Genomic DNA, 15,606 nt, shown 5'->3' with positions numbered 1-15,606 from the left:
AATGGAGCGGACGGAAGCCGGTTTTTCTGCCTCCTTTCGGACTGAGGACTCGTTTCATACAAAAGAGAAAACCCCTCGTCAGATCAGGACAAGGGGCAAGGTACGTTTAGTGAAGTTGCTTTTTCAGTTGTTCGATTTCTTCTGCCGACAATCCCGTTGCTTTTGCAATCACTTCCACAGACATGTCCATCGCTAACAAGTTTTTTGCTACTTCCAGTGCCTTTTGCCGCTCGCCTTCTGCCAATCCTTCTTCTCTCGCCCTTTGTTGACGTATCTCGGCTTCCCTTACAGCCGCCATCTCGTCCAGAATCGCCTTCCGACGAGACTCGTACTCGACCCATTTCTTCTCGTCACGGCTCAGGTCTTCCCATTCGTCAAACGCCCGTTTCATGACCGGATCTTGCATCGCTATCGCCTCCAATTCCTTGCGAATTTCTTCGTGATCGTCCGCCTCCAGAAGCAGCAGCCATCTTTCCAGCTCATTGTCATGCGGATTGACCGCACGCTGTTCCCACTTGTCCATCAGCTTCGGGATCTCCATGAAGTGAATCTCCATCACATCTGTCAGCGGAAACTGCTCCTGATCCTCGTACAGGTGGAATGTGGTGTGGAACCGCTCAGTTTCCCGCAGAAAGCGAAAATTGAGGATGTTGATCGCGATCGTCTTCGCCAGTTCCGTGTACGGCATTCCTTTTTGCATTTGGGCCGAGTAGATGCGTGACCAGTAGTACAGGGTACGCTTCTCCATGTCGAACTTGTTCGCGAACTGAATCTCGATGTTGACATGCTCCCCCTGCTCTGTCTTGGCGTGGATATCCAGCACGGATGCCTTATCCTCGATGTGTTCCCGATTGATTTCAGGATTGAGGATTTCCACCGAAGAGAGCCGCTTTTCCTTCGGCAATTGGAGCGCGGCATTCAGAAAGGCAAGGAGAATCGGTTCGTTTCCCTCTTTGCCAAACACCTGCTTGAACGCGAAGTCGATCTTCAAGTCCATTAGTTTGGTCACGTCATCACGCTCCCTTCTCCGTTCGTTGTCTGTACTACCATTATACCACTGGAATGCGTGTTCGACACTCCTGCTGGAACCTCCTTTCTATCCGAGATCAAGGGAATAATATATGTTTGATTTTACGGTCATTACGGCTGGGATGGCGTGAAGAAAAAAGTGAGGGGAAAGTGAAAACGTGGGCGGGGAAGAGGGCTTCTGACTGCAGTTTTTATAGTTTGCAGTGAGCTAAGATTGTCATGTATGCTTGTCATGGCTGGAAAGCTGCCGATGGGTATGTTCGGAGAAAGAAAATGCAGCGATCTTGCAGAAAGTTTTGCAGGGAGTTCGGGCAAAAAGAGCCTATCTCTTTCGAGGTAAACCCTTTCGACAAACTTCTGGTGTTGTTTGGTACCGATCTCTTAATAAATTTCAGTTTACGTACGAGTAGTATTTAGTTAAAATTAAAAATACCGAATCAAATATCTTGGGGATTCAATTGTTGCCAGCTAACCTCCATAGCTGGCATTTTTTGTATTTTTTTCCAATTTTTTATTAGTGCACTTTCAAAATGGGCTTAAACATAAACCAGAAAGGGGATAATGCTTTTTACGACAAACATTTTCTACATTCTTTGGGTAGTGACAGGCACCTTACCTTATTACTCATCCATTAAGCTACTTGTCCACTACCCATGGTTTACATTTAAAAGGGAAAGAGTCTGCCTCTATCGAGACAAACCCTTTCGATAATCTTCGGTTGGTGGAAAGCACCAATCCTATTTGACAGGAACTATTACTTTACAGTAATAGTTTTGCTGCCCTTAACAACGTTTGTGAGATTGCTGGTGTCTGTCACCAGGCTTGGGCTAGCGATTGTTCCAACCTTAACACTGAGAGCATTGTTCAGGTCGTAAGCTGCGTTATCAGAGAACGCAATTGCTGTCGTTGCGCCTGTATCAGTACCTGTCAAGATAATATCGCCAGCGGAGAGGTCTTGGTTACCATCAACGTCAACAAACGTGAATTTAACAACATTTGTTGCGCCAGCAGTCGTCCAAGTACCACCGTTTGGATCAGTGTAGGAACCAGCAGTTGCTGCCTTACCAATAGTAGCAAGTTTAACTGTCAGCACATATTTTCCTGCATCGGAACCAACGCCGTCAGCCAATGTGTAAGCTTTATTGGTACCTGTGAGCAAGGAACCATTCACAGTTACTGCAAAGTCTGCTTCTTTACCAGATGCAGCATTTACTTTCTCGCTAAATCCGAGAGAAACTGTTCCGTTGCTGTTCAGTGTAGCAGATGTCAACTCAGGCTTGATATCATCTTTAAGGTTTACACTGCCAACATAAGGATTCATTACATTGCCAGCTTTATCCTTAATTCCGTTGATATTAAATGCATAAGCCTTGTCTTCTGCAAACTTACCAGCCGGGATATTAATTGTAGCTGTTGTACCAGACAAGGTCACATAAGATCCAGACGGCAGTGGTGCTCCATCCAAACGATAGTTGTTAAGATCTTGAATGGTAGCTGGATCCAAACCAGAACCTGCTTCAGTGAATGCAACTGCAATCGTAGTTCCGGAAGTAGAGCTGGTTGCTGCTGTCGGTGTTACTGTGTTTACAACCGGAGCAGTTGGATCATTAGCAACTGGACCGCCAGCAGAAACATCTACAGTCAGATGTACTGATGCAGAAGCATTTTGAGATACAGACAAGTCGGTTGCAGCGGAAGCTGGCATTACAACAGTATAAGTTTTTGTGCCTGTAGCGACGCCTGCATTCAGTACCAAAATGAGTTCAGTAGCATCATTCGGGTTAACTGCTGTGCTAGCGATAGGAGTGCTTACAGGTGCACCTTGGTCATTTACAACAACGTAGGTGTTTGCAGCAGCAGATGCGGCAATTTTTTCGTTGAACTTAACGATGATTGCACCGTTAGTAGTTGTAACACCATTGTAAGATGTTTTGTTAGTGTAGGTCGCACTTACAACTTCTGGAGCAACTGTGTCTTTAGTCAATGTTACAGACTCAGTTTTTGCAGTGAACGCATTACCTGCAGCATCCTTAATAGCACTTGTAAAGGAGAGTACTCCAGTGAATGTACCGTTGCTATTGAATGGGATTGCAGTAAATGGTACCAAGAATGTTTTGTTGCTTGTATTTGGTTTAGGCTGGATGGTACCTTGAGTGATTCCAGTAGTAGCCAAGTCAGTATTCAACAATTTTACTGAAGTTGAGTTAACAGTTGCAGGATCCATAGACTTATCGAAAGTCACTTCGATCAAGCTATCACGAACTACACTTACGCCAGTTACTACTGGAGCAGTAACATCCGCTTGAACTGTAACACTTGTCACTACAGGGTTAGGAGTCAACAAGTTACCAGCAGCATCTTTAAAGTTCAAGAGTTTCAGCTCGTAGCTAGAACCTGCGTTCAAGTTGCTACCAGATGTAACTACTACTTCGTTTGCTTTAGTACCAGCGCTGAGGCTTGCTGCTACACCGTTAACAGTAACGGTTGCCTGAGAATAATCGATTGGCTCGCTGAAAGACAATGTTACTTTATTAGTTGTCGTTTTAGCTGTAGCTGTAGCAGAAACGAAGGTAGGTGCTTCCTTATCGGTGTAAGTAACTGTTTTTACTGTTTCCGCCAACTCATGTCCAGCAGAATCTTTTACACCATCAACAATCACTTGGAATACATCGCCATCAGCGATGGAACCCCAGTAAGTTGTTGTCAGAGCATTGGTAAGTGTCAGAGTAACTGTTTTACCATCTTCGCTCAATTCAGCTGTTGCTTTGTTGTTACCAGAAGTAGCCATTGCAACAGCAGATGCACCAGCAAGCTTGATAGAATAATTGGTTACGTCAAGTGCTGTGTCTTCATCAACAGCGTTGTTAAATTTAACTTGGATTTGTTTAGCGTTAATAGCACTTACCGACTCAACTTTCAAATCACCAGTAGGCACATCAACTGCATCGTTACGAGGATCGTAAGAAACACCATTAGAGCCATCCAGGTTTACTGTCACGTAAGAGCCTTCGAAATCAGCTTTGGTCAGGTCTCTCTTAGCTTTTGGCAGAGTGCCTGCAGCCAAGATTTCACTGAATTTAGCGCCTTTGCCGTCAAAGTCAACAAACACAAGGTTTTTAAAGTCGAGGTCTGGATTAGCAGCATTCAAGTCGACAACAAATTGTTTTTTAGCTGCAGCACTCAGATTGAACAAATCATCCAGCTTATAGAATTTGTCTACGCTACCGCCCATGTAAACACCTTGTGTTGGTGCAGCAAAGGCAGAAGCAGCCATGCTAGCGAATACTGTAGCAGAGAGCAGGGAAAGAGTTACTTTTTTATTCACGTACTACCCCTCCGTATGTTGAATAAGGAATTTTTATTTAGTGAGTATGTAGAAACAGCGGAAGGAGGTCCCTCCCTCCGCCGTTCATCTCACTTTAGTGCTGAACAGACACGCTGTCTATCAAAACTTATTTGAAGTTTACAGTTGTAGTATCTGTTTCGCCTTCTTGGCTAGTTACTGTAACTTTCAAGGAGGTTACATCAACAGAAGCAGAGAAAGCAAATTTGATTTTGTTTCCTTCTACTTTTCCATTGAAAGTTTCACCGTCGAGTGTAACTGTTGCAGATTTTACTTCGCTAGCGTCAACATCTTTGTTCAAATCAACAGTGAACAGATAGGATGTCGCAACACCGATAGAGAATTTACCATTTTCTACAGTTACAGAAGAAGGAACAGCATCCCAGTCGTCGTTGCCGCCACCGTTGTCATCGCCGAAAGATTGTTTCAGGAAGTCTTCAACAGCTTTTTCATCTACGCCTTCTTTTTCTACCCAGTCTACGCTACCTACGATCAGAACGTAGTCATAACGATCGCCGTCGATTTCGCTGCTGTCCAGCAGAACGATGTAGTCGCCTTCTTCTACGCCATCTTCAGCTTCGAAATCATCGTATACGTCGATGAAAGCAGTGGAAGATTTAGTCAGCAGTTTGCGAGTATCGCCTTTGCCAGCTTCGTAAGTGATGGTGTTGCCGTTAACATCATCTACACGAGCAACTGTCAGTTTCTCGATGCTAGCATTTTTCCACTCGGATTTATCCACCAGTTGTACGTTGTTTTTAAGATTGATTGCTTTGTTGTTAACAACTTCGATAACGTCATCAACAACTACTTCATCATCGGAGTTCAATTGGAATGCGATGAAGTCGCCGCGTTTGATACCACGATCTTGCAACTCTTCACGATCATCGTCCAATTTGTACTCTTTTGTTGTTACAGAGTCGCCATCTTTAGTAATAACTTTGATGGTGTCTTGTCTGTTGGAAGAACCGTATTCTGTAACTACACCGTAGTAAGTGTCGCCAGTCAGACCGTCGCCTTCTACTACGAAGATCGCTTCTACTTCGTCTTTATCTTCATCAACGGAGTAGTAAACTGTCAGATCGTCCTCGTCAGCGATATCTTTGAACTTAGCAATGCCTGGGTTTTTCAGTTCAGCGCGTTTGGAAGACGTATCCAATTTGCCAGTCATTTTGAAGATGGCAGTTTTGTCGGTTACTTCGTAGTCGCCAACAACATCGTCGGTTTCGTCTGCCAGTTTATCCCAAGCAGAACCGGACGATTTACGCAGTTTGGAATTCAGAATTTGAACTTTGTCAACTTCGCCTTTGGAATCCAAAGTTACTTCCAGCAGAGCGATGGACTCATCTTTGCTTGGTTGCAGGATGTCTTCCAGCTCATCAGCTTCCATGTTGTCGCGGCCGTAGTGTTTGCCTTCAGCGTTGTAAATGTCCTCTTTTTCCAGGGACAGAGCCAGTTTTTTACCTTTTTGAGTCAACACAGTGAAGTCGTAAGTGTCTTTCGCAGTGTTGTAAACAACACCTTTGGTAACGATTGCTTTTTGTTTACGATCGTCGATTGGATCTTTCGTTTCAATGTGACGAACGCGGCCGGAAGCATCCAGTACCAGTTTCACTGTTTCGGAATCCAGGTTGGATACCAAATCCCAGTTTTTGTCATCGAGATCTTTAACGTCTTTGTTTCCGTTATCGGAGTAAGTGGCACCTGGGTAGATACGGTAAGTTTTGCCGCCAACAGTCAGACGGAAGTCAGATGTGCTGCGGCTAACTACTTTGTCAACTTTACCTTCTACTACTGTGCGGTTAGCGAATACCAACAGTTTGTCTTCATCGCCATCAGCGTAGTATACAGAGTATACGTCGCCTTCTTTCAGGTCGCTCAGTTTCGCTGGTTTGCCATCCAGGAATACGAGGAAGTCTTTGCCTTCTTCTTTGTCTTCCAGCTTGTTGAACTTACCAGTGTCGAGGTTGGTGATTTTCTTTTTCTCAACATCGATTTTGCCGATCACTTCAGAACCGTATTTCGCTTTGGAGTTCAGGTTCATTTTGGTGTCGTCAATTACGTGCATGTAAGAAACTTCGTTATTGCTGTCCAGAACAACTTTTACACCAAAGCTGTCGTTAGCAGAGATGATCTCTTTCAGAGCGTCAACTGGATCGCTGTAACGTTTGAAGTTGTAAGTAATTTTGGAGTTTTTGTTGAAGCGGTAAGTTTTGCCGCTTGCATCCAGTTCCACTTTCAGATCTGCCAGATCGGAAGTGCTCAGGTTTTTACCGTCAGTAGTTTTACCTTTGAGGGTAAATTCGCTCAGACGATCCAATACTACTTCTTCGTCCTCGGAACCTTCCATCCAAACGATTACGTTTTCTCTGTCATCTTTGATCCACACTTGTACGCGTTGACCATCGAAGTCGTTAGGGTTGATACCGTCAGCAACTTTGTAAGTAGTGTTGCCCAGACCAGCTTCTTTACCGTTCAGGGTAATTTCGTTCGCTTTCAGTTTACCCAGGCCGATTGCCGGTACGTTAGTAACGAGTGGCAGATCGTCGGAATCATGATCTTTCTCATGAGCCCAATCCATGTCAACTACAGTTACTTTCAGGTATTTCGTCAGGAGAGTTTTGTTGGTAACTTCGTAACGAACGTCAGTTCCGAACTCAACTTGCTCCATCAGGTCTACGCGAAGAGCGTTGTCCAGCATTTTGAAGATGTCGCCACGAGTTGCTGCATTGTTAGGAGTAGTGATGCTCTTAGCAATGTTCAGCTCGGAAGCTTTGGAGATCATGCTGTTTGGCCATACGCCACGAACTGCTGGCTCATAACCCAGTGCACGAACGATCATAGTTACCGCTTCAGCGTAAGTAACTTGGTTTTGTGGTTTGAAGGATTTGTCCGGGAAACCTTTTACGATTTCTTCGCCGGAAGCTACGTTTACGAAACCAGCAAACCAATCGGTAGATTTAACGTCAGTATAAGTAGTGTTGAACTGTGCCAGTTTCGCACCTTGCTCCAGTCCGCGAGCGCGAACGATCAGAGTAGCGAACTCTGCACGAGTGATTGTTTTGTCTACACCGTATTCGCCGTTGCCATAACCTGCTACCAGGCCAAGAGCTTCGAGGCGCTTAACGGTTTTTTCCATTGCAGCGTCCATTTTAGGAGCTGTTGTAGTTGCATCTTCTGCTGCGAAAGCCATTGGAGCAACAGAAAGTGCGAGTGCACTAGCCAATACACTGTTAACGACCTTTTTCATAACCTTGTGTTCTCCTCCTCTAGTATAAACAAATTGTTCTTGGGGAATATTTGTTGTTAATCTATCTTTCTTTTTAAAGCCCGAATCCTGCAAGCGCGTGTCACCTCCTTTCGCAGGCCAGCTTCGCTTTTTTGTGTTAAAAATATCTAGTATATTCAGTATTGTGTAAAATGCAACAATCAATAGTGTAACACAAGTGCTAGAATTCGTGAATCTTTTTTACACAATTCCCCGTATTTCGTGTGACATCCTATTAAACGCCTGAGCCAATCAAAAGTTGCGGCGCCTTCGAAAAAAATTTAAAGATTTTTTCGTGGGTTCGTATTCACCTGTCGATTATGTACGAAGTGACATCCGCCACACTTCGTATTATAGGGTACGCAGGGCGGACTGTCACCATTGAACCTTTTTCCAGTTCTGTTCAAAACCTTACAAATCTTTCTTGGTCACACAAGCCTAGTTGCCGAGTGCTGTTTCAAAGTTTACGACAGCCAGGTTGTAGTTGAGAATCGCTTTTTGGTACTGGTTCTCGCGGTCGGAAAGCTCTTCTTCTGCCTGGATCACTTCAAGTGTAGTCGCCAGGCCGTTTTCAAAGCGCAGATTTGTCAGACGGTAGCTCTCGGCAGCAGAGTTTTTCGCTGTTTTCTGGAACTCAATCGCCTCTCTTGCCGCATTCAGATTCAAATAAGCTTGGGCAACTTCCTTGGAGATGGTGCGTTTTTGTTCCTCGATCGCCATTTTCGACTTATCTACGTTATTGCGGGCTTGGCGGCCTTGGAGGGTCGACAATGCCGAATACTCCTCGATCAATTTGACGTTCAGTTCTGCCAAATTCAGTTCTTCCTGTACTTTTGTCATCTCGACACGTTTGGAAAGAGCCTGAGCTTGTGCCTGCTCCAAAGTCAAGGAAATCGGCGCAACCTGTTTGTTGCTGGAGACGATCTTCCACTTTTTGTTCAGGTCAACGCCAAGAAAATCATTCAAATCCATGCGCGCTACTTCTACCGCATTTGCTGCGGATGTCAAAGCAGCCTTTGCCCCTGCTACGCCCATTTCTGCCTGCAGGACGTCTGTTTTTGCTTTTGTTCCCACATCAAATGCCGCTTTGGCCACTTTCAGTTGCGTTTCTGCACGCGTCAGGCTTTGTTTTTTCAATTCATAGTCGTCCTGCGCAAAAATGAGGTTGTAGTAGACATTTTGCGCACCCAATCTGATTTTGGATTCTGTAGCTTTCACCATCAGTGCATTCAGTTTTTTGTTGATCTCTGCTTGTGCATTCCCTACGTACTTGGCCTTTGCGGCGTTCAATTGTTCTTTTGTTCCTTCCAGGGAATCGATCATATCTTTGGACATGTCAGCAGAGGTAATATAGGAAAGCGATTCGTTCAAATCCGCATTTTTCGCGTCAATACGTGCATTCTGGAGCGTATTGTTGGTTTGCAACGCTTGTTCAATCGCTTTTTCCAGCGTCAGCTCTTCCAGTGCAGCAGTCTCGGATGTCGTTGTATTGCCTGTTTCCGCTGCTACGGTTTGTGCTGGCTGCGCCGGTTTCGCCGCCTCTGTTCCTGTATTGGCAGATGCCGTCAAGGTTCCTGCTCCAATTGCGGTTGTGAGTACAGCCGCCAAACTGATGCTCATCCACTTTTTGCTCGAATATGGAAAATTCACGTGATTCCACTCCTTTTGCTTGTATTGATTGTAAAACTTTTCACTACTTGAAATATTACAGTTTGTCCCAAGATCACTATATCACAGAGTAATGTTTCGCACACGAAAAATTAGTGCCCTACCAGCATTTTCATAAGGGATTACACGCACTTTAACATGTATAGATCATCCCTTTCTGATTTAGTCCTTCTTTGCCTCATAGATTACTACGATTCTGTGTCAAAAACATTTCAGGATTCGCCAACATCATTTTTGCATGCTATCCTTTTCTTGAGGTGATTGTTCGATGCTTACAGAATACAAAACCGTCGCTGGCTATGGAGAGGACTACATCGTCATCGAGCGCTCCCGCTTCATCGGCTATGCGCAGCGGGTTACGACGGAAGAAGAAGCGGTTGCTTTTATCGCCATGATTAAAAAGAAGCACTGGGATGCCACCCACAATTGCTCCGCTTTTGTCATCGGCGAAAACGACCAGATTCAACGCTCAAGTGATGATGGCGAGCCTAGTGGTACGGCAGGCAAGCCGATCCTGGAGTGCATCAAGAAAAACGGCGTAAAGGACACCGTCGTAGTGGTTACCCGTTACTTCGGGGGAATCAAGCTGGGAGCTGGCGGACTTGTCCGGGCTTATACAGCGGGAACGGTTGCAGCCTTGAAAGCCGCGAAAATCGTTGTGCATACGCTGCACCAGGCAATCTCGGTGACAGTGGACTATACGTGGTGGGGCAAGGTGGAGAACGAGCTGCGTATCGGTGAATATCGGGTGAGCGGGACTGATTTTACGGACAAGGTTACCGCGCATGTGCTGATTCCCGAGGGGGGGCAGGATGCGTTTGTGGAGCGGTTTACCGATTTGACGAATGGACAGGCGCAGATTGTCCTGGGTGAGAAGGAGTATGTCGAGGTGCCTGTGGAAGCGGTGGGGGATGAATCGGGGGAGTAAAGTTGCTTGCTTGAGCGGGTGGCTTTTGTGAAATGTGCACGAAAAAAGCTGAAGAGGCGAATCGCCTCTTCAGCTTTTCTTCTATAATATATAGCGCAATTCTGTATTACTGTTTAGGCAGTTTTTTGAGTTGGACCATGATGCGATAAGTAATAACTGCCATCTCCGCTCTAGTCAAATCCCCTCTAGGATTGAATCGGTATGTCGGCTTCTTTGCTGTAGCATCATTTGGTTCTCCATTCATGATTTTTGCTTTTGTAACCGCCAATACAGATGGTACAGCGTAGTATCCTGTTAAGTGAGCATCTGTAAACATTTTTCCCAAAGCGACTTTTGATGTATCAGGGTTGCCTGTTTTCAAGTTCAAAGCTCTCGCAATAATAATCGCGGCTTCCTCACGTGTCAATGAGTCGTCCGGAAAGAAGCGTTCCGCATCCTTGCCTCTAACAATACCGGCACGAGCTGCCGTCTCAATGTACTCATAGCTCCAGTTCCATGGATTGTTGTCATTTCGATCCACATCGCTGAATGTCGGAGAAGAAGGACGGGAATTAGCTTCGTCTCTATACGGACCAGCGTTTATTGGCAAATCCAACGCTTTTACAATCATCGTAGCAAATTCCCCACGAGTGATTTTCATATCTGCCCCAAACCAGTTGTAATCTGATGCTACCATGATCCCTTTCGAGTATAATGTCTCAATTGCATCACGGGCAAACTCGTGGTTCACTACATCGGGGAAGCTGTTTTTAATTTTAAGAACCATGTAATAACCGAAACCACGGAAAGGAACCGTTATCGTTTTCTTTCCGGTATTTACAACACCACCTATGTTGACCCAGCCTTCTCCATTATTGTACATAATCGCTAAAGTAGTGTTGGCAGCATTGACAATGGAAGAATCATACTTAATGGATAGTGTACCTTGTTTGCTTGGTACCAAATTATCCCTATATCGCTTATGCCATAATTTGAGGTCTACTTCTTTTCCTCGTATGAGAACGTCATCTTCTTGGTAATAAGGATCGGTTCCCCCTGGTGCTCCCTGTACTCCAGCGTCAATATAATAAAGTGGACTCGCATAGTTGAAATTGGAGTCAGGTTTAAGAATATCCTCCATTTCCTCTATGTCATCGCTATCCGGTTCAATATCAGGGTCAACTTGTCCTGTAGAACGATCAGCAATCCCAAAATAAAGCGGCACATCAATATTGATGTCATCACGCGGGTGATTCACCTCACCGCCAACTCGAGCATCTGACGGCGAAAGCAATACCGTTCCAGTTGGAAATTTGAGCTCCAATGCCTTTTCAAATACGCTGAAGCTGACCTTTTTCCCTAAAATATCGCGATAAACTGCTCCACTGACAGAAGAGCCCGCGTTGTAAATCTTGATCTCATCCTTAAACTGGTTCCCATTCACGACAACCGTATACTTGACGGTATTCAGTCCAGGCTTTAGAGAGACCGTGCTTTCGAACATGTAGTACCCATTGGTTGGAATTGGCCTGCCCAATTTATCGTTGAACTCAAATTCCGGGTCAGTTGTATTTTTGGCTACAACCTCTTCTTTACCGAACAAGATTTTTTCTGCATTCTCAGCAAAAATCCGCACCTTGGCACTGTTTGCGTTAACAGTGACGTAATCCTCGCCTTCACGCTTCATTGGATCCAATACAATCCACGAATGTGTAGTCTGTTTGATTGTATATTTTTGACGAGTAATCAAGTCACCCTTTGCTGCCGAAATCTCGAATGTGGTGCTTCCGCCTTCCTGTAATACCAGCGGGAAGAGCGGCAAACGTTTGGTTGCTTCTTCCTTATCCATTTTTCCGAAAATATTGAGCAAGCTTACATAATCGAAATCATCCATCTCAGCCTTAAAAGAATCATCTGAGGAGTTGCCCGTCGATTCGAAATTACTTCTTGTAAACAACGAATCAAGCTTCGTATTCGATGAATCCGCGGTTCCTTGAACCGCAGCTTTCAGGCTTTGGAGATAATCAGGATCAATTTTTTGGAACTCCCATGTACCCGACTTATCTTTAAATACAGCAATAACTTTCCCGTCTTTTTTAACGGTTACTTCATCGGCTGCTTCAACATCAAAGCTGAAGCCGCTGAGGTACAAAGCACTGGTGTTATAATCAGTTTCTGTCGACTTTTTAGACAGTACAACTGTTTCGCTATTCTGCTCAATTTCAAACTTGACATCTTTGATTTTTGGCACAACTTCGTTGATATAACTAATGTTGTACTTAAAGGTCAATTTGGGTTGATTCTCCAGAGTAATTTCCAGAACGCGTATTCCAGAGCTTGAATCTTTCTCTAAAACTTTTCCCAAATCGTCGGACTTGATGGTAAAACGTGTAGCATCGGAAGGATGAGGTGTTATCGTGACAGGATCGCTTCCAATTTTCACCTTCACATTGCCTTGTGTAACTGGTGCATAGTTACGGACTTGCCCAATCAGATCTTGTCCATTTAAGGGGTCACTAAGATCAGTAATAGTCAAACCCTTTTCCACATAAACCGTCTTTCCTGACGAAGAGACATAGCTTAATTGGACATGCGGCACGACTTCCGGGCGAATCTTGAAGGTTCTTTCTATCTTGTTGTTATCATAAGTGAGCCTTACATCCGTTTCTTTGGAAGGTGCCTTCTTGATTGTTATTCGAAAGATACTCGTATCTTTATCATCTTGTTTAACTTCATATTGACCAGCCAATGCGTCATCGTCATCAGTTCTCGTAGTGTCATAGAGGTACGAAATCTTGAACTTAGTCGTATCTGAAATGTTCTTCGTTTTCAACTCTATTGTATAAGGCGAAGAACGAACAATGTTGACGTTATTCAAGTCGACCTGCACGTTTCCTTCAGATGAAAGCACCATGCTCTCAATACGCGGGCTATCTTGATCCATGTACTGAATCGGGTATTTATGGTTGGCAATTTCCACATTTTTTGGCGTCCTCGTTACAACGCCACTCTCATCCACTGTGACTTGGTTGTACGGATACCAAAATGCCAGGCTATATTTCTTTCCATCCTCGAAGGAGTTCGTTGTACCTGGCACTTTAACAGAAAATGAATAGCGCAAGTACTCGCCTAACGTATCTTTGTACTGGATTGAAGGACTCGTCACTTCAGGATTAAATTTTGTATCTCCGTTACTGTCGTAAATTCGAATCTCACCTGCATCCGTAATCGTTTTCGGATCACTCGCCCCAAACGGTTCAATCGTACTATCTTTGTGAATCAGCAAATCACCGCTAACAATGAATTCAGCATTCATGTTCTCATCTACCACGGTCTCTAATCCTGCTGAGTCAAGAGGTGTCTTCTCAATTTTGACATTATAGAAGTGATCGTTTGCTCCCTGTTTCGAGTATTCATCCGTGTAAATCACTTGACGCTCTACTAAATTAATTTCTTTGTTCTCAGCCAATGCTGTGATTCGCAAATTGTTGTAACCCTTCGCCAACACCATGTCGATGGCAAATGAACCACCATCATTTACTCTTCTGGTCGTATACGATTTATTCGTTGTAAGGTTGTCGACACGAACATTTGTCGCATTTAAGGCGCGACCCGTAATAGCTGAAGGTCTGGAAGAATAAACAATAGTCGGAACTGTTACATCGGTTGATAATGGAACATTCCCTACTTTGAGGTCGCTGAAAACAGGTGTGTCATTGTAAATTACATAAAAAGTAAACTTCACTTCTTCTCCGGCATTGGTTAGCTCATAGAAACCAATTTCATTCATTCCCGGTTTTAAACCCACGTTGAAAAATGTAAATGTCGAGGTCCCTTCAACAATGGTAGGTTGATCGCTTAACTTTTCGAGTAATCCGTTATTTTTTCTGCTGAGACGCAAATTCCTTGGATCCTTCAATCCCACATACGTACCACTGATTGTTAATCTTGGTTCGTAATGAATATAGGGATCACTTTGCGTACCTTTTGAGAAACCGATTAGTGTAATCCCTGCTCCTCCGACACTACCGCTGGCAGCACTAGACTGTAAGGAGCCTGGTATTATTCCTGTTAGAACAACCGCAACCACAACCAGTGTAATAAACACTGATCTCAGCTTTGCCTTCACAACTTGCAACAATTCCGCTCACCTCTCCTATGTTAATGTACTCAGATTACTCCTATTCCTCCTTTTCTTTATCGGCTAATTTCTTTCGACAGTTAAGAGCTTCCCCCTAAAAATTGGCGAAAAAAAAGCCACTGCATCTCAAAATGCAGTGGCTTCCCACGTTAATTCGTCCGCCGCTCTTGCTCGGCTTGTTTAATCCTCAACCGTCTATACGCATTAATCAGCGGGCGGTGGCGGCGGCTGACGAGGCCGACGATTTCGGTGCCCAGGTGGATGGCGATCAGGAGTACGACCATGACGATGATGGTCGTCCACTTCGTCGTTTTGGTGAGCAGGATCGCCATTGTGCCGAAAAAGATGCTGATCGAGTAGATCGTAAGGACCGTGGCACGATGGGACAGGCCCATGTTTAGCAGACAGTGGTGCAGGTGTCCCTTGTCCGGGCTGGAGATCGGCTTTTTGTTCACGATGCGGCGCACGATTGCGAAGAACGTGTCCCAAAGCGGAACGCCGAGCACGACGATCGGGATGATGAAGGAAACGAAGAGCGCTTCCTTGAAGCCCATGATCGACAGCGCAGCCAGGTTGAAGCCTAAGAAAAGCGAACCGGTGTCGCCCATGAACAGGCGGGCCGGGTGAAAGTTGAAGTACAGAAAGCCCAGGATCGCTCCTAAAAGCACGAAGCAGTAAGTCGCAACCTTGTAATCGCCCATCAGCAGGGCCATGACGCCCATCGTTCCTGCCGCGATAGCGGAGACGCCTGCGGACAAGCCGTCCAGGCCGTCGATCAGGTTGACGGCGTTGGTCACGCCGACGATCCAGAACATCGTGATCGGAATGGCCAGCCAGAAAAGCCAGCCGCTGCTAAAGTCAATGCTACCGGAGTACGGGAGATTGACGACGCCGATCTTGAGTCCGAACGGGATGACGACGATCGCCGTGGCGATCAGTTGGCCGAGCAGCTTCCATTTCGGCGAGAGCTGGTACTTGTCATCCAGCATGCCCACAGCCATCACGATGGTGCTGCCGATGAAAATTCCAAGCATTTCCGACATGCTGGCGTAAGGAACGAACAGGAAGAAAGCCACCAGATAGCCCAGGTAAATAGCAAGTCCCCCCATGCGGGGCATAATCCGCGTATGTACCTTGCGCTGGTTGGGAGCATCTACTGCCCCGACCTTTTCAGCCAGTTTTTTTACATATGGTGTCGCAATAAACGATACGATCAGCGAAGTCAGAAATCCGAGGATTAATGTAGACAT

7 protein-coding genes are annotated in these 15,606 nt (G+C 45.2%); 1 reads left to right on the top strand and 6 read right to left on the bottom strand.

Translation table 11 applies throughout. The features are described from left to right. Positions 1-106 precede the first annotated feature (106 nt). From BA6348_RS05220 to BA6348_RS05205, 4 genes are all read right to left on the bottom strand, one after another. Positions 107-1,009 (bottom strand): Rpn family recombination-promoting nuclease/putative transposase, encoded by a 903-nt coding sequence (locus BA6348_RS05220; RefSeq protein ID WP_122952866.1) that lies wholly within the window; start codon positions 1,007-1,009, stop codon positions 107-109. Positions 1,010-1,783: 774 nt separating this feature from the next. Further along, entirely contained in the window at positions 1,784-4,354 is a 2,571-nt protein-coding gene (locus BA6348_RS05215; RefSeq protein WP_122952865.1) for an Ig-like domain-containing domain, read from the bottom strand. Between the two features lie 127 nt (positions 4,355-4,481). Beyond that, complete coding sequence (locus BA6348_RS05210; protein WP_122952872.1) at positions 4,482-7,622, bottom strand: S-layer homology domain-containing protein; 3,141 nt, start codon at positions 7,620-7,622, stop codon at positions 4,482-4,484. 456 nt (positions 7,623-8,078) lie between these two features. Beyond that, positions 8,079-9,290, bottom strand: coding sequence for a TolC family protein (locus BA6348_RS05205; protein ID WP_005831828.1), 1,212 nt, complete (start codon positions 9,288-9,290; stop codon positions 8,079-8,081). Between the two features lie 286 nt (positions 9,291-9,576). Here BA6348_RS05205 and BA6348_RS05200 point away from each other — a divergent pair, with 286 nt between their 5' ends. After that, entirely contained in the window at positions 9,577-10,236 is a 660-nt protein-coding gene (locus BA6348_RS05200) for a YigZ family protein (RefSeq protein ID WP_122952864.1), read from the top strand. A 106-nt stretch (positions 10,237-10,342) separates the two neighbouring features. Here the strand turns inward: BA6348_RS05200 and BA6348_RS05195 are convergent, their stop codons facing one another. Continuing rightward, a complete protein-coding gene (locus BA6348_RS05195) occupies positions 10,343-14,356 on the bottom strand; it encodes an S-layer homology domain-containing protein (RefSeq protein WP_122952863.1) in 4,014 nt (1,337 codons plus the stop codon). Between the two features lie 149 nt (positions 14,357-14,505). Continuing rightward, positions 14,506-15,606 (bottom strand): glycosyltransferase family 4 protein, encoded by a 1,101-nt coding sequence (locus BA6348_RS05190; protein WP_122952862.1) that lies wholly within the window; start codon positions 15,604-15,606, stop codon positions 14,506-14,508.

Origin of the sequence: Brevibacillus agri, from assembly GCF_004117055.1 — a bacterium.
In the GTDB taxonomy this organism is placed as follows: Bacteria; Bacillota; Bacilli; order Brevibacillales; family Brevibacillaceae; genus Brevibacillus; species Brevibacillus agri.
This window is presented reverse-complemented; position numbering and strand designations above follow the sequence as displayed.